Genomic DNA, 16,298 nt, shown 5'->3' on the forward strand with positions numbered 1-16,298 from the left:
CTTGCATGTCTACCTGAATACGCGCTCCTCTGGCGTGGCCTGAATGGCTTGGTGCCCATGGCTCTCCTTCCCCTCGAAAACGGGAGGGAAGGATACGCCCGGTGCTCTAACAGAAATAAAGGCGTCTCTAACTAAGGGCAAACGGCGGTCCAAAAGGAATCTTGTCTTTTCTAACCGCGCAGGTAAAAGGGCATGTTTTAAAGCGAGCGACGGCGCGGGCCGCGCCGGTCTGCCCACAAGTCTTCACGCAGAATACAGGAATTCGGCATTGGCAAAGTCGTTCAAAAAAACTTGTTGACTTGGTACGGGGGCACGAGGTAATATTTCCGAGTGCGTTGGACCTGTAGCTCAGTTGGTTAGAGCGTCCGGCTGATAACCGGGAGGTCACAAGTTCGAATCTTGTCAGGTCCACCATTCCTTTCGCAATAAACACCCCAGCGAGAGCCGAGTCGCCGCTGGGGTGTTTATTACATCGGGGGTTTAGCTCAGCTGGGAGAGCGCGGGCTTTGCAAGCCTGAGGTCAGGGGTTCGATCCCCCTAACCTCCACCATAGAATCGACGGCTCCGCGCTTGCGGAGCCTTTTTTGTATCGGGGTGCGATGGCGAGGGGCGAACGATGACCCACGACGAAGCTCTGCAGGTGCTCGGGCTCAAGCCCGGTGCCACGCGCGATGAGGTGCAGGTTGCCTATCGCGAGCTCGCCCAAATGCTCCATCCAGATAAGTTTGCCGATAACAAGCGCCTGCGTGAGCGTGCCGAGGCGCAGATGCGCTCCATCAACGAGGCGCGCGATATGCTGCTCAAGGGTTTTGGGCAACGTGCGCGGTCCGCGGGCGGCCCCGCTGCCTCCGGCGTCCGGTCCTCTGCAGGTGCCTCACGCACGCCGGCCTCCATCGCCTTTGAGGCGGAGGTCCGGGCGCATGCCGCCGAGACGGCGCGCCTTGCCGTGGTGGCCCAGGCGCGGACGCTGCGCGAGCGCCGCGGCGGGATGCTCACGCTCGCTGTGGTTTCGGCGCTTGTTATGCTCGTTACCATGCGCATGCGCGGCACCCTCGGCACGCTCATCTTCTCGGTGGCGTCTATGCTCACGGTGTGGGGAATCGTCGATGTGGTGATGATTGCCAGCCAGACGCGCGTGCTCGACCGTCGCGCCAAGAACCTTCTGCGCCAGCGCGACAGCGCCGCCGACATTGCGCGCCGCGCCCGCGAGCTGTAGGCGGCCCGCGACCAGATACGTTTTGCGTGCTAGAATGGCCCTGCGAGAGAGAGGACCTGCGACATGACGAACCACAACTCGAACCCCAGCGCCGTGTCGCCGGAACTCGACGAGATGGTCTGCGACCTCATCGGCTATATGCTCGACGAGCTTGCCGAGGGGCGCGACCCCGGCACCGCTGCCTGCGCAGAGGACGAGGCGGACGGGCGCATTGAGGCCGTTTTTACCGACGACGGCGAGGAAGCCTGTCTGGAGGCGGCGCAGGCGTTTATCACGGATAACGCCCGCGGCAATGCCGAGGAAGGGCTGCGCGCTATCGACCGCTATGCCATTGCCTGCACGGGTGCCGTTGAGATTGGGGGCGCCTATCGCGATGCTGTGCTCGTGAGCTTTTACGAGCGCGCCTTGCCCACGGGCTATTCCGCCTACGTTCTGTACGAGAACCCCGGTGCAGGGGATCGCTTTGGCTGGAGCGACCCGGAGCCGGCAGGCGAGGAGCCCGCGCTCATCTAGGTGTGTGGAGCCGCCTTGCGTTTACAGAACGCAAACAACCGCTGACCGGCACATCGTTTACTATTAGTACCGTTTGCGCTAGAGACGCCTTGGCCCCTATGACCTGTTGGTCCTACCCGGCCGATGGCCCTACTGCGCATTCTGATTGATATCGTCTACAACCCGGCGTGCCCGGCGCCGCGCTCTTCTTCCGCGCGATTTCTGAGCTGTGCGAAGCTGAGCGCGGGAGAAGAGTACGGCGCCGGGCAACCTTTGGGGATAGAAGAGGCAAGGAGAACTGCAAGTATGCGCGTCGAGAACCTGAGGAACATCGCCATCATCGCACACGTCGACCACGGCAAGACCACGCTCGTCGACAAGCTGCTGCGCGCCACGGACGCGTTTCGTGCCAATCAGCAGGTCGAGGAGCGCGTGCTCGACTCCAACGATCAGGAGCGCGAGCGCGGCATCACGATCCTCGCCAAGAACTGCTCCATTGAGTACAAGGGCGTGAAGATTAACGTCATCGACACCCCCGGCCATGCCGACTTTGGCGGTGAGGTCGAGCGCGTGCTCAAGATGGCCGACGGCGCCCTGCTTCTGGTGGACGCCTTTGAGGGCCCCATGCCCCAGACGCGCTTTGTGCTCTCTCACGCCATCGCGTGCGGCCTCAAGATTATGATCGTTATCAACAAGATCGATCGCCCGGGTGCTGAGCCGGATCGCGCCTACAACGACTGCCTCGACCTCATGGCCGACCTCGGTGCTACCGACGAGCAGCTCGAGTTTGCCATGGAGCACGTGGTGTACGCGAGCGCGGTGAACGGCTACGCGCGCCTCGACCCGCTCGCCGACGGCGACGACATGTATCCGCTTCTCGACATGATCATCCACGAGATGCCCGCGCCCGAGGTGGAGGAGGGCGCGCCGCTCGCCATGCAATGCGTGACCATCGACCACTCGAGCTACGTCGGTCGCATTGGCATCGGCCGCGTGTACTCCGGCACCATCCACAATGGCGACCAGATCCTTGTGGTCAAAAACGACGGTTCGAGCTCCACGGCCACGGTGAAGCAGCTCTACACCTTTGACTACCTCGGCCGCACCGAGTGCCAGGAGGTTCAGGCGGGCGACATTGCCGCGGTGGTGGGTATCGACCGCACCGATATCGGCGACGTCTACACCGATCCGGAGCACCCCGTGTACCTCGATCCCATCGAGATCGACCCGCCGACGCTGTCGGTTGTCTTTGAGGCGTCGACCTCGCCGCTCGTGGGCCGCGACGGCGACATTGTGGGCGCGCGCCAGCTGAAGGAGCGCCTCTTTGCCGAGGCCGAGAACAACGTGACCATGAAGATCGAGGAGCTCGAGGACAAGAGCGGCGTCGAGGTCTCGGGCCGCGGCATCCTGCACCTGTCGGTTCTTATGGAGACCATGCGCCGTGAGGGCTACGAGTTCCAGGTTGGCCGTCCGCGCGTCCTCATCAAGACTGACGAGCACGGCAACAAGCTCGAGCCTATCGAGCAGGCCGTGGTGGAGTGCCCCGACGAGTACGCGGGCAAGGTCATCGAGGTCTTTGGTAACGCCGGCGGCACCATGACGAGCATGAACGCGGGCTCAACCGTGACCCACATTGAGTTCCGCATCCCCACCCGCGGCATCATGGGTCTTAAGAACCGCATCCTGAACGTCAGCCACGGTGAGGGTGTTTTCTACCACACCTTCTTGGAGTACGGCCTCTTTGCGGGTGATCTGGGCGGGCGCAACAACGGCGCCATGATCTCGATGACGACCGAGAAGGCCGTTGCCTACGCGCTCGGCACGCTGCAGGAGCGCGGCCAGCTCTTTGTGGAGCCCGGTACCGAGTGCTACGAGGGCATGCTCGTGGGCGAGCGCAACAAGCCGGGCGACATGGTGGTCAACATCGCTCGTACCAAGAACCTCGGCAACCAGCGCAGCTCCACTGCCGACATTGCGGTGCAGCTCACCCCGCCGCGCACCTTCACGCTTGAGGAGGCGCTCGAGTACATCGCTGACGACGAGCTTGTGGAGGTCACGCCTAAGAACATCCGCCTGCGTAAGCGCATCCTGAACGCGACCGATCGCAAGAAGGCCGCGGTGCGTGCCGGCCAGGTGAACAAGTAACGAGCAACGCGCTCGATTCTTATCGGGAGGCCTCGCTTGGGTTCCCCAAGCGAACGTCCTCGGCCTTGCGGCCTGCGGAATGTTCGCTTAGGGAATCCCGGCTGGGCCTCCTTTGTGTGCGGAGCAGCGCGTGCATGGGGGTCCTGCTCGCCGCCTTCAAGTAAATGGGCGTCTTTTTGCCGCGCCGTGTTTGCTTTGGCGCCCTTGCGCGGCGGGCTGGGCCCGGAAGTGGGCATCAAATAATCGATTGCGTGCGGAGCGCCCTTTCTATCGGTTGAATGCGGAGCAAAATCCGCAGGGAGTACTTTAGAAAGATAAAGCGTACTTGGAACGAAACTCATTTTGATACCCATTATCGACTCGAACTTGTATCGTTCGGGTGGCTGTGGGGCAAATAGGCTCATCACGCTTGTCCCAGCTGCGAATCTGGTATCATCACGTGGCCAATTGCGGTTTGGCGCGTCGGGGCCCAGCGCCTCGCGCGCGGCGATGCCGCACTATAGCGCCCGGCTTTGCCGGGGAGGCGCGCAGCCATGGCGCGTACCAACTCAGCTCGTTTGGAGGAGGAAGCCATGGGTATCATGCGCGCCCGACGCACGCAGGCAGATTCGTATAACAAATGGGCCGTGCTCTTCACGGTAGTTGTGATGTCGTTCATGTCGACGCTCGACAGTAGCGTCGTGAACGTTGCCCTTCCCGCCATGCAACGCGAGCTCGGCGTCTCGGCGGGCGACATCCAGTGGGTGTCGAGCGTCTACCTGCTGGTTTGCTGCGCCGCCGCCGTTCCTTTTGGCCGGCTGGGCGATCGCGGCGGCAAGGTGCGCTACTTCCAGCTCGGTGTGGCGCTCTTCACGCTGGGCTCGCTGTTGTGCGGCCTTGCAACAACGCTGCCCGTGCTCGTGGCGGCGCGGGTGGTGCAGGGCGTCGGTGCGTCGAGCGCTCTTTCTAACAACATGGGTATCGTTACCGAGACGTTCCCCACGCAGGAGCGCGGACGCGCCCTTGGTATCGTGAGCACGTTCGTGTCGCTCGGCCTCATGTGCGGCCCGGTGCTCGGCGGCATGCTCGTGGCGGCTTTCCCCTGGGAGTCCATCTTCTTGGTCAACGTGCCGGTTGGCATTGCCGCTTTTGCGGCAGGACTGTGGACGCTGCCGGCGGATGCGCCTCGGCGCGCGCCCGCCGACGGGTGCAGTACCGCGGCCACGTTGGAGCCGGCGGCGCCTTCCTCGCCCTGGCGCCTGTTTGCTAACGGTGCCTTCACGCTTAACCTCGTGACGATGTTTCTCTGCTTCTTTGCCGTGGGCTCAACCGAGCTGTTGCTGCCCTTCTTTTTGCAGGACGCCTGCGGTTTTTCGCCCGATGTTGCCGGCGTGATGCTCACCTCTATCCCGCTTGCTATGGCGGTGGTAGGTCCTATCGCGGGCGCGGTGTCCGACCGTGTGGGCAGCGCCATCCCGTGCCTCGTGGGGCTCGGGATCTACGCCATCGGCATCGCGGTGGTGGGCGTGCTTCCCACCGACGCGGGCGCGGCGCGCATCTATCTCACCGTTGTGGTTATGTCGCTTGGCACCGGCATGTTCCAGGCGCCCAACAACTCGCTCGTTATGGGCACGGTTGATACCGCTAACCTTGGCTTTGCGGGGAGCATGGTCTCGCTTGTGCGCAACCTCGGTATGGCGGTGGGCATCACCGGGGGCACGGCGCTTCTCTACGGGCGCATGAGCGCGCTCGCCGGACACACGGTCTCATCGTATGTGCCGGGAGAGCCCGAACTCTTCCTCGCGGGCTTCTCATTTGCGTTCTTTGTCATCGCCGCGCTGGTGGCGGCGGGCGCCGTGCTTACGGCGGCGGGTGTCGTCACCAGGCGCCTCCGTCAGAAATAAAGCGCCGCTGCGCGCTAAGGCCTGATGAGCTCGATAAACGAGAACGCCCCGTCCTCATAGCCAAAGTGGAGGATGCCACCGTTGGGCAGGCGCCCGCCAATCAGCTCCCGAGGATCGGTGAGGTGCGAGGTGAAGCTCATGCAGGCGCCGGCATGCGAGACGGCAAGCACGGTATCGCTCTCGGGGCGCTCCATAATCTCGGTCAGCGCGCCGCGCATGCGCTCGCGGACCTCGGCACGCGTCTCGCCCCCGTATAGGGGAAAGAGCTTGTCGTAGTATTCGGGCGCGGGGTTGAGGTCTTCGCTCTCGCCCTCAAAGGTGCCAAAGTAGCGCTCGCGCAGGTCCTTGACGCGCTCGTAGACAAGGGGGCGGCCGAGCGTCCCGAGCACGATCTCAAGCGTGTCACAGGCGCGCTCCGCCGTGCTGGAAAAGGCAAGGCTGGGCACAACGCCGCGCTCGGTCAGCGCCTCTCCCGCGCGCCGCGCTTGGGCAATGCCCTCTTCCGTCAGCGGCGAGTCGCACCATCCCTGGATTTTGTGGCGGAGGTTAAAGAGCGTCTCGCCGTGGCGCATGAGGTAGAGGTGCTTCATGGGAGCCCTTTCTGCGGGGGTGTTTTGACTGGTATGCTCCTATGGTAGCAAGGCAAAGGGGAAAGGGGAGCGCATGAAGGTCACGGTTCTGTTAGAGAACGCCACGCCCACGAGCCGCCTTGCCGCGCGGCACGGCCTTGCGCTTTGGGTCGAGGCGGCGGGCCGGCGCATCCTCTTTGATATGGGGCCGGACGCTGCGTTTTTGGCTAATGCCGAGGAGCTCGGCATCGATGCGGCCACGGCGGATGCCGTAGTGCTCTCCCACGGTCACGCCGATCACGGCGGTGGCCTCGGCGCATACCTTGCAGCGGCGGACGCACGCAGCGCGCAAGTGCCGATCTTTGTGCGCGCCCATGCCTTTGACGTGCATCTTTCGGGCTCGGGGGAGCGCCGCCACGCCATCAGCCTCGACCCCGCGCTTGCAGGCGCGGCGCGCCTTGTGACGGTTACAGAAGATGCCCTCGACATCGCGCCTGGCCTCACGCTGTTTGCGACGACGGCTCGCCCGCATCCGGAGCCCGCCTCCAACGCTCGGCTCTTTGCCGTGCCGGCCGGCACGTCGGCAGATGCCGCAGGCGCGGAGGTTGTTGCAGATGACTTCTCCCACGAGCAGAGCCTGCTCGTGCGCGAGGGTGGGCGCACGGTCCTCATATCCGCCTGCTCGCACGCGGGCATCCTGAACATCATGGACGAGGCCGAGCGTCTGGCGGCCAGGCCGCTCGATGTGGTTGTTGCCGGCTTTCACCTTATGGCGCCCTCGGCGCTGGGCACGGCGGATGATGCGACGGTGCGCGCCCTCGCCCGAGAGCTCGCCGCGCACCCCGCACGTTACTTCACATTCCATTGCACCGGGCTCGCCGCGTACAGCGTTCTGCGCGACGAGCTTGGCCCGCGCGTAAGCTACCTCGCCTGCGGTTCTACGGTCGAGCTCTAGCTTGGCGCCTAGACTACGGAGCGCTCGGCAGCTCGAGCGTAGGGAGCCCGGCCCCAAGCGCTCGGCCCCTCGGCGCCTTAGCGCCAGAGCCCTTTGCGCTTGAAGACGTAGGCCGCTCCAACGCAGGCAACGACGGTGATAACGGTCGGCAAGATCCAGCTGTCGCCGCCCGCGCCGGCAAGCGGCAGCGTGACGTTCATGCCAAAGAAGCCAAACACCATGTTGGGGATTGCCATCACGATGGTGATGACCGTGAGCACCTTCATGACGATGTTCAGGTTGTTGGAGATCACGCTCGCGTAGGCGTCCATCGTGCCCGAGAGGATGTTCGAGTAGATGTTGCACATCTCCTGCGCCTGATGGACCTCGATCATGACGTCTTCCATCAGGTCCTGATCGTCCTCGTACAGGGTGATGATGTGCCCATGCTGAATCTTATTGAGCGTGACCTCGGCCGATTTAAGCGAGGTCGAGAAATAGACGAGCGACTTTTCGAGCGAGAGCATCTGCAGGAGCTCTTCGTTGCGCATCGAGCCGTAGAGGCGCTGTTCGGTGGCGGTGGAGAGGTTGTCGATGCGGCGCAGGTGCACAAGGTAGCTCTGCGAGATGCGTAGCAGCATCTGCAGCAGAAAGCGGGTGCGCAGGCGCGTATTGAGGCCGCGCACGCGCCCGGCCGCCATGTCGGCGACGATCGCGTTCTCGTCTAGGCTCACCGTGACCACGAGGCTCTTCTCGGGCAGCGAGAAAAACGAGATAGGCAGCGTCGTGTACTGCAGCATCGTGGGGTCTTGCATGTCCTCGGCATCCTCGGCGCAGGGGTAGTCGACGATGATGAGGGCCTGGTTGACGTCGTCGTCGTAGTCGATGTGGGAGGTCTCCTCCTCGTCGAGGGCGGAGCGCACAAACTCGGGCAGAACGCCGATCTCGTCTTCCAGCCAACGACGTTCTTCGTCCGTGGGCGCGACGACGTTGATCCACGCGCCGGGCTCGGGCGCCTCGATAAGCGAGGTGATGCCATTGAGGTCGGTCTTGTAGCAGGTAATCACGGGGACCTCCTTTGCGGTTTCTGCGCGCCGCGCACGGGCGGCGCCGCGATAGGTCTTTGCCGCAGCTGGCAGCAGACGATACCGCAAACCGGCGGTCGGCGGCGCTACTTCGCGTAAAACGCAGAGAGCTCTTACGGATTCCTTACCGTTTTGTGACGGTGCGTGATGAAGCTGTTGTTGTTGCGTGGCGCCGGGCGCTTGCCGGTATAGGCTGCCTCACGCTGGGCATATCGAGCGGTAGCAACTCTGCACGTCTGAGGGTCGCGGTGCGGCCGATGGGATCTGATAGCTATGGCACAAGCAGGACGAAACGCGTATGGCGAGGAGATGCGCCGACGGGCCGTGCGCATCTTGAGCGAGGGCGCCGGGCATCGCTCGCTTGCGCGCGAGCTGGGCATTCCCGACGCTACGGCGCGCCAGTGGGCGCGCGCCTTTGCCGCGGGCGGTGAGGACGCGGTGATGAACGGCGGGTCACACCACAGGGCATACGATTTTGAGACCAAGCTCGCCGTTGCGCGCGACCGTGTCGAGCGCGGTAAGTCGGTTCGCGAGGTCATGATTGCCCACGGGGTGACAAGCGAGTCCTCGGTAAAGATGTGGTGCCGCAAGTACCGCGACGGTGGCGCCGACGCGTTAGTGGAGAAGCGCCGTGGTCGGCGTCCTGCCAGCGGAGAGCGCCGCGACGACATCTAAATGATAGAAGCAATGTAGCGTTTATGCGTAAACCCGCAACTGCCCTTCTAGCAGGAGGTTCGCGGGTTTGCGCGTGGTATGATGGGTGCAAAGCAACCTCGCCGCGGCATGCGGCAACGCCGCCCGGGGCGGCAGAAAGGACGCGTCATGCTTAACGCAATCGAGATCTCGCCCAAGGTCTGGTGGGTTGGCGGCATCGACTGGAACGAGCGCTCGTTCCACGGCTACACCACCGAGCGTGGCATCACCTACAACGCCTACCTCATCATGGACGAGACCATCACCCTTATCGACACGGCCAAGGCCACGTTTACCGATGAGTTTTTCCAGCGCATCAGCCAGGTGGTCGACCCCGCCAAGATCGGCCTTGTGGTTACCAATCACGTGGAGATGGACCATTCCGGGAGCCTCCCCAAGATCCACGAGCTCGCGCCCAACGCCCGCCTGGTGGCGAGCGGCCCCGCCGGCGTGAACGAGATTCGCGCCCACTACGGCATTGAGGTCGAGGGTGTGAAGACCGGCGATTCCGTCTCCATCGGCGAGCGCACGCTCCACTTTGTGCAGACGCCCATGGTGCACTGGCCGGACAACATGGTCACCTGGTGCCCCGAGGACGGCATCCTCTTCTCCAACGATGCCTTTGGCCAGCACTTTGCCTCGACCAAGCGCTTCGATGACGAGAACGACCTCTGCGAGGTCTTCAAGCAGGCCAAGAAGTACTACGCCAACATCGTGTGGCCCTACGGCGCTCAGGTGCAAAAGGCGCTTGGCGCTCTCGGCGGGCTCGACATCAAGCTCATCGCCCCGTCGCACGGTGTCATCTGGCGCAGCAACATCGCCAAGATTCTCGAGAAGTATCAGGCGTGGAGTACCTATCAGACCGAGGAGAAGGCCGTGGTGGTCTTTGACTCCATGTGGCACTCCACCGAGTCTATGGCGCGCGAGATCGTGGACGCCTTCATCCGCGAGGGTGTGCCGGCCGAGCTCATCGACGTCAAGCACACCCACATCTCCGACATCATGCTCGAGCTGTGCGACGCGCGCTACGTTGCCTGCGGCTCGCCCACGCTCAACTCCAACATGATGCCCACCATGGCGAGCTTCCTCACCTATATGCGCGGTCTCTCGCCGGTGAACACGCAGCGCATCGGCATCGCGTTTGGTTCCTACGGTTGGGCGCCGCTTGGTCCCAAGCAGGTCTACACCGAGATGGAGAACATGAAGTTCAACATGGCGTGCCCGGTCGTGGCGCAGCAGTGGATCCCCAGCGAGGAGAACCTCACTGCGCTGCAGGAGACGGTGGCCAAGGTCATCGAGGACGCCCGCGCTTAGTTGCACATTTGGGGACGGGTTCAAAACGTGCACACGCGCCCATAAGCGCTAGCGCATGCGGGGGAGTGGCAAGCGCCGCTCCCCCGTTTTGGTTACCGTAAGGTCTCAGGTGCGCTTCGGGCCCTGCCCGCGCTGGGCTTCGGCCTACAATGAAACGGCGGAGCGCCGTTGCGCGTCGCAACGTGATAGGAAGGGGCCCCATGATCAACGAGCAGATGTACGCCTACGGAGCGGAGAGCTCCAAGATTCGCGAGATCTTCTCTTACGCCTGCGCGCGCAAGGCAGAGATCGGCGCCGAGAACGTGTTCGATTTTAGCCTGGGCAACCCCTCCATCCCCGCGCCCGATGCGGTGCGCGAGAGCATCGAGCGTTCGCTTGCCGAGGTGCCCGCCGCGGAGCTTCACGGCTACACGCCGGCGCCCGGCCTGCCGGCGGCGCGCGAGGCGGTTGCGGCCTCGCTCAACCGGCGCTTTGGTACCGCCTACACCGCCGCGGACGTTTTCATGACGGTGGGCGCCGCGGCATCGGTCTCGTGCACGCTGCGCGCCGTCACCTGCCCGGGTGACGAGATCATCGTTATCGCGCCCTACTTTCCCGAGTACCGCGTGTGGATTGAGACGGCAGGCGCGACCTGCGTTGAGGTCCCGGCGGACCAGGAGACGTTCCAGATAGATCCGGCAGCGGTCGCTGCGGCCATCACACCACGCACCGCCGCGGTCATTATCGACTCGCCTAACAACCCCACCGGCGCCATCTACCCGCGCGAGACGCTCCAAGCGCTCGCCGCCGAGCTTGAGCTCGTCAACCAAGCGCGCGAGCAACAGCTGGGGCACCCGCAGCCCGTCGTTCTCATTTCCGACGAGCCCTACCGCGAGATCACCTACGGCGCGGAGGTCCCCTGGGTGCCGGCGCTCTACGAGCACACGGTGGTCTGCTACTCCTACAGCAAATCGCTTTCGCTTCCCGGCGAGCGCGTGGGCTGGATTCTGGTCCCGCAGGTAAGCGAGGGCGCCCGCCGCGTTATGGCGGCAGTTGCCGGCGCGGCGCGGGCGCTCGGTTTTGTCTGCGCCCCGGCACTCTTCCAGCGCGTGGTCATCGACTGCGTGGATACGCCCACCGATGTGGAGGCTTACGCCCGCAACCGCCGCATGCTCACGCAAGCGCTTGCCGAGGCGGGCTACACCTATGTGGAGCCCGACGGCGCCTTCTACCTGTGGGTGCGTGCGCTGGAGCCCGATGCGGAGGCCTTCTGCGAGCGGGCGCGCGCCTTTGAGCTTTTGCCGGTACCGAGCGACAGCTTTGGCGTGGGCGGCTGGGTGCGCGTGGGCTACTGCGTGGCCCCCGAGACCATCGAGCGCTCGCTTCCCGCGTGGCGCGCCCTTGCGGAGAGTTACCGCTAGAAGCGCACTCACGCCTCCGCGCGCCCGCATACGTGAGACAATAGCGGCGGCCCGCGCACGCGGGTACATGGCCCATCGCGGGAAGGACGGTACCGTGCCTTACACCATCGCTGGCGATATCCACACCCACACACTGGCCTCGCGCCACGCCTACGCGACCATCAGCGAGAACGTCGCCGCCGCGCGCGCCGCCGGGGTCGAGGTGCTGGGCTCGACCGACCACTTCAGCATGATGCTCTACCCCGAGCAGCACATCCGCAACTTTCAGTTCTTCATCAACCAGGGCATCTGGCCGCGCGAGTGGGACGGCGTCACGGTGCTGCACGGTGCCGAGGTGGACATCGTCTCCCTTGCGGGCACGTTCTTTGGGCAGGACATCCCCTGTCCCGAGGGCATCGTTGGCCATCTCAATCGCCCCGGCAGCACGCTGTTTGACATCGTGACCCGCGACCTCGACTACCTCATTGCGAGCGTGCACAACGGCATGTTTGCCGACGGCGCCACCGTCGCCCAGACCACGGCCATGTACACCGCCGTGCTGGAGAGCCCACGCGTGCTCGTGCTTGGCCATGCAGGCCGCTCCGGTATTCCCTTTGATATTGACGAGGTGCTCACCGTTGCGCGTGAGAACCACAAGCTTATCGAGATCAACAACCACAGCCTCGAGAGCAGGCGCCACCATGACGTCTGCCAAAAGATCGCCGAGCGCGCTGCCGAGCTCGGTGTGGGCATTGTGGTGTCGAGCGACGCGCACATCGCGCCTGCCATCGGTAAGTTCCCGTGTGCCGAGCGCATGCTCGAGGAGATTCACTTCCCCGAGGAGCTCATCATGAATCGCGGCCGCGACGCGCTGCTTGGCGCCATGGCGGCAGCCGGGCTCGAGGTCAAGTAGGCTGACGGCCACGCACCCGGCGGACCCGGCGCATCCGACGCGCCGCACCGCCCGGCGCACCCGCCCCCGCGCCGCAAGAAAGGATCACCATGCTCAAGCGAACTTTCGACGAGGACCTCGACCGCGCCATCGCCTTCCACGGTCACCTGTGTGGCGGGCAGATCATCGGCACGCGCATGGCACGCCTTGCCCTTACCTACTTTGGTATCGAGGACACGGACACCTACCGTGACCTCGTCGCCTTTGTTGAGTGCGACCGCTGCCTCGCCGACGCGGTGATCTCGGTCGCCAATTGCCATCTGGGGCGCCGCCGCCTCAAGTGGTACGACTACGGCATCATGTCTGCAAGCTTCTTGGACCTGGCGAGCGGCCGCGCTATCCGCATCTCGCAGCAGCCCGATTCGCCGCACTGCCCCAAGGGGGAGGACATGCGCGCCTTCTACGCCCGCTTCTCGGACGCCGAGTTCTTCCGCGTTCACGAGGTGGAGCTTCCCGATTTTGCCGAGTACGACCTGCCGGGCAAGCCGCGCCAGACGCAGGTATGCGAGCGCTGCGGCGAGCGCATCCACGACGGTCGCGGCATCGAGCGTGACGGCCACGTGTACTGCCGCCGCTGCGCCGGCGAGCACGTGTACTATGTGGAAGGTGCCGAGCTTTCTGTGGACGACATCGTTGCAGGCGACGTCTGAGCCTTAAGGAGACCCGTGCGCCGCCACCCCTCGCATATAGCCACAGCACACCCGGTCCGCCAGGCGCTCGGCCGTCTGGTCCTCGCGGCCGGGCTCACGGTCCTCGTTATGATGCTCATCGGGGCCATCTCGCTCTACGTCCGCCACTGCCAGCGCACGCTCGGCGTCGGCGCGGTGGAGGGACCGGTGCTCAACGCCACGACCGCGTGGGGCGACGACCTTGCGCGCGCGGGGCGTTTCACGGCAAACATCGCCTTCACGGATTTTGCCGTGCCGGGCGACGGCGAGACCGAGATTGCGCTCACCTGGGACGACAACTGGTTTTTTGACGAGAGCACGGCATACAACCCCGAGCTTGCCTGCGCGGGCTCGGTGATTGCGAGCCTTGCCTATGCGGAGTCCGGCTACTACCAGGCGGATTCCGATTGCCTGCCCTATATGGAGCTCGGCCTGTCTGCGCTTGGCATGACCAACATCTCCACCGATTCGTACCGCTACCGCAGCGAGGTGGTGGACGAGGTGCTGGGCTTGGTGACGCAAGAGGCGGACGGCGCGGCCTTTGGCATTGCCGAGAAGCGGATTGTGAGCAACGAGGGCGAGGAGCGCCAGCTCATTGTGGCGAGCATCCGCGGCAGCTACGGGTCGGAATGGCTGAGCAACCTCTCGGTCATGGGCGGGGAGGACCATCCCGGCTACACCGGTGCGGCTGACGAGGTCGCCCGCGCACTGGCGCCGCGCATCGAGCGCGCACAAGAGGCGGGTCTTGCTGTGGAGCTTCTGCTCGTGGGGCACAGCCGCGGCGGTGCAATCGCCAACTTGGTGGCCGCCCGCGCCGACGATGCCCTATTTGGGGACGGGGTCAATGTGCGCGCCTACACCTATGCCTCCCCGGCAACGACGCTTTCCGCCGATGCGGCATGCGCCCGCTACGCAAACATCTTCAACATCGCCAACCCGGCGGACATCATGACGCACCTGCCGCTCGAGGAGTGGGGATACGCGCGCTACGGGGTGGACGTTACGCTTCCCGGCGTGACGGACGCCGATTTTGCCGCTCGCTACGAAAAGATGCAGCGTACCTTTGAGCAGGTTATGGGCGCGACCTCGCCCTATAACCCCGACGACGAGCTTTTGATCGAGAGCCTTACCTCAGACATCGCCGGCCAGGTGAAGACGGTAGAGGAGCTCTACACGCCCGCCGGCGTGGCGTCGGTGGCGTCGACCGTTGCTTTGCGCGTGAGCCCGTGGGAGCTCCTGTACGCGCACTATCCGAGCGTCTACATCGCATGGCTTGCGAGCTTTGTGGGTACGCCCCAAAGCTAGCTGCGCTCAAGCACCGCCACGGTCTCGATATGGTCGGTGTGCGGGAACATGTCCACAGGCGTCAGGCGGATCATGCGGTAGCCCGCCTCGCCCAAAAGCGCGAGGTCGCGCACCTGCGTGACGGGGTTGCAGCTCACGTAGACGATGCGCCTGGGGGCGATGTCCGCAGCTGCTGCCAAAAACTCCGGCGTGGAGCCGGCGCGCGGCGGATCGAGCACAACCACGTCTGCCGCAAGGCCTTCTGTCGCGGCACGGTGCAGATAGTGCGTTGCGTCCTCGGCAACAAAATCGCAGGTATCGGCCATACCGTTGAGCTCGGCGTTACGACGCGCGTCAACAATGCCAGAGGGGTTGCGCTCCACGCCGCGCAGGGTCACCTCTGCGCCTGCCGCACGTGCCGCATGCGCCGCGGTGATGCCGATGGTGCCGCTGCCGCAGTACGCGTCCACTACAACGTCGTCGCTGCGCAGGCCCATCCCGTCGATGGCAAGGCGGTAGAGCACCTCGGTTTGCTGAGGGTTTGTCTGGTAGAACGCGGTGGGCGATATCTCAAACGTGCAGCCAAGAAGGCCATCTTTCATGGTGCCGGGGCCCAGGAGGGGCCGCGTCTCGGCGCCCAAGATTGCGTTGCCCTCGCGCCCGTTGATGTTTTGCGCCACGGTGACAATGCGCGGGTCAAAGGCCATGATTTCGCGCGCGAGCTCCTCGAGCGCGGGCACGTCGCGCTGCGCGGTCACCAGGGTGAGCATGCCCTCGCTGCTCCGCCAGCCCAGGCGCAGCACGGCGTAGCGGAGGATGCCGCGCCGCCGGTCCTCGTCATAGGCGGGAATGCCCAGGCGCTCTGCCGCGCGGGCAACTTCGTTCAACGTGCGGCGCGCGCCCGGGGCCTCGACCACGCAGTCGGGGACGGCAACAATGTCGTGCGTGCCGCGCGCGTAGAAGCCCGAGCGCACCTCACCGTTGGGGCCGGGCGCAAAGGGCGTTGCCGCCTTATAGCGAAAAGCGCGGGGCGCGGGGCATTTGCCCTCAGCCGCGGTGATGGTCCCGTCGCGGAGGGGGTCGTAGCCGGGCTCGCGCGCGGCGTCTCCCACGTTGGCGCGCATGCCTGCCACAGCGTCGGGCACAACGTCCCACCCAAACTGGGCGATAAGCGGTGCAAAAAGCTCCTCGATGGTCGCCTGTTTGTGGGCGAGCTGCTTTTTGTAGGGCATGCCGATCCACGCGCAGCCACCGCAGGCACGCATGATGGGGCAGGGGCCGGCGGCGTCCTTGCGGGCGCGGCGCTCGGCAGATGCCGAGGGACGCGGTGCAGGTTGGTTGCTTTGCGCGGCGCGTTTGGTATGCGCGGTGCGTTTGGCGTGTGCGGCTTGCTTGGCGCGTTCGCCGTGCTTTGCGGGCGCGCTGTGCTTCTTCTGCGCGGGTCGTTGGGTGCGGGAGCGCATCGCGGGCGTCCTCTCCTTATGCGCCGGGCGATGCCCGGGAGTGAGCGGCTGGTTATTTCTATTATGCGCAGGCAACATGCGCTTTGCGAAAAACACAGGTTTGTAGGTTCGCCGTCACCTGCTGCCACTTGAGCCCCTCGCATGATTCAGCCCGCCGCTTGCGGGTACCATGACCATCATGAACCGCCGTGCGACGCGCGCATGCGCCGCGCAAACAGATA

Annotated in this window: 14 protein-coding genes and 2 tRNA genes; 13 read left to right on the forward strand and 3 right to left on the reverse strand. The window is 64.6% G+C overall.

From position 1 onward, the window contains the following. Positions 1-337: 337 nt before the first annotated feature. The 6 genes from B5F89_RS08240 to B5F89_RS08265 all read left to right on the forward strand — a co-directional run bounded on the left by B5F89_RS08240 (position 338) and on the right by B5F89_RS08265 (position 5,736). Positions 338-414 (forward strand) — tRNA-Ile (locus B5F89_RS08240). Positions 415-474: 60 nt separating this feature from the next. Continuing rightward, positions 475-550 (forward strand) — tRNA-Ala (locus B5F89_RS08245). A 66-nt stretch (positions 551-616) separates the two neighbouring features. Further along, positions 617-1,216, forward strand: coding sequence for a J domain-containing protein (locus B5F89_RS08250; protein ID WP_087431305.1), 600 nt, complete (start codon positions 617-619; stop codon positions 1,214-1,216). 63 nt (positions 1,217-1,279) lie between these two features. Then, positions 1,280-1,729 carry a hypothetical protein gene (locus tag B5F89_RS08255; protein ID WP_087431306.1) on the forward strand — a complete coding sequence of 150 codons (450 nt, stop codon included), beginning with the start codon at positions 1,280-1,282 and terminating at the stop codon, positions 1,727-1,729. Between the two features lie 285 nt (positions 1,730-2,014). Next, entirely contained in the window at positions 2,015-3,853 is a 1,839-nt protein-coding gene (typA, locus tag B5F89_RS08260; protein WP_087431307.1) for a translational GTPase TypA, read from the forward strand. A 533-nt stretch (positions 3,854-4,386) separates the two neighbouring features. After that, on the forward strand, positions 4,387-5,736 hold the full coding sequence (locus B5F89_RS08265; RefSeq protein WP_239286724.1) for an MFS transporter: 1,350 nt from the start codon (positions 4,387-4,389) through the stop codon (positions 5,734-5,736). 14 nt (positions 5,737-5,750) lie between these two features. Here the strand turns inward: B5F89_RS08265 and B5F89_RS08270 are convergent, their stop codons facing one another. After that, entirely contained in the window at positions 5,751-6,326 is a 576-nt protein-coding gene (locus tag B5F89_RS08270; protein WP_087431308.1) for a histidine phosphatase family protein, read from the reverse strand. 73 nt (positions 6,327-6,399) lie between these two features. Here B5F89_RS08270 and B5F89_RS08275 point away from each other — a divergent pair, with 73 nt between their 5' ends. After that, on the forward strand, positions 6,400-7,260 hold the full coding sequence (locus B5F89_RS08275; protein WP_087431309.1) for an MBL fold metallo-hydrolase: 861 nt from the start codon (positions 6,400-6,402) through the stop codon (positions 7,258-7,260). A gap of 77 nt (positions 7,261-7,337) precedes the next feature. Here B5F89_RS08275 and B5F89_RS08280 read toward each other — a convergent pair whose 3' ends face one another. Beyond that, positions 7,338-8,306, reverse strand: a complete 969-nt coding sequence (locus B5F89_RS08280) for a magnesium transporter CorA family protein (RefSeq protein WP_087431310.1) — start codon at positions 8,304-8,306, stop codon at positions 7,338-7,340. Between the two features lie 291 nt (positions 8,307-8,597). Between B5F89_RS08280 and B5F89_RS08285 the strand changes: the two genes are divergently transcribed. From B5F89_RS08285 to B5F89_RS08310, 6 genes are all read left to right on the forward strand, one after another. Then, on the forward strand, positions 8,598-8,999 hold the full coding sequence (locus B5F89_RS08285; protein WP_087431311.1) for a helix-turn-helix domain-containing protein: 402 nt from the start codon (positions 8,598-8,600) through the stop codon (positions 8,997-8,999). Between the two features lie 147 nt (positions 9,000-9,146). Then, on the forward strand, positions 9,147-10,331 hold the full coding sequence (locus B5F89_RS08290; protein WP_087431312.1) for an FprA family A-type flavoprotein: 1,185 nt from the start codon (positions 9,147-9,149) through the stop codon (positions 10,329-10,331). Between the two features lie 200 nt (positions 10,332-10,531). Next, positions 10,532-11,731, forward strand: coding sequence for a pyridoxal phosphate-dependent aminotransferase (locus B5F89_RS08295; RefSeq protein WP_087431313.1), 1,200 nt, complete (start codon positions 10,532-10,534; stop codon positions 11,729-11,731). Positions 11,732-11,825: 94 nt separating this feature from the next. Further along, on the forward strand, positions 11,826-12,623 hold the full coding sequence (locus B5F89_RS08300) for a PHP domain-containing protein (protein ID WP_204230653.1): 798 nt from the start codon (positions 11,826-11,828) through the stop codon (positions 12,621-12,623). 89 nt (positions 12,624-12,712) lie between these two features. Beyond that, positions 12,713-13,312 carry an FmdE family protein gene (locus tag B5F89_RS08305; protein ID WP_087431315.1) on the forward strand — a complete coding sequence of 200 codons (600 nt, stop codon included), beginning with the start codon at positions 12,713-12,715 and terminating at the stop codon, positions 13,310-13,312. A gap of 15 nt (positions 13,313-13,327) precedes the next feature. Beyond that, positions 13,328-14,635 (forward strand): hypothetical protein, encoded by a 1,308-nt coding sequence (locus B5F89_RS08310; RefSeq protein WP_087431316.1) that lies wholly within the window; start codon positions 13,328-13,330, stop codon positions 14,633-14,635. On the opposite strand, the gene rlmD is transcribed toward B5F89_RS08310, so the two are convergent. Then, positions 14,632-16,077 carry a 23S rRNA (uracil(1939)-C(5))-methyltransferase RlmD gene (gene rlmD / locus B5F89_RS08315; protein WP_343206329.1) on the reverse strand — a complete coding sequence of 482 codons (1,446 nt, stop codon included), beginning with the start codon at positions 16,075-16,077 and terminating at the stop codon, positions 14,632-14,634. The two genes, B5F89_RS08310 and rlmD, sit on opposite strands and share 4 nt — an antisense overlap. Positions 16,078-16,298 lie beyond the last annotated feature (221 nt).

The sequence above is a fragment of the Collinsella sp. An307 genome (assembly GCF_002161805.1).
In the GTDB taxonomy this organism is placed as follows: domain Bacteria; phylum Actinomycetota; class Coriobacteriia; order Coriobacteriales; family Coriobacteriaceae; genus Coprousia.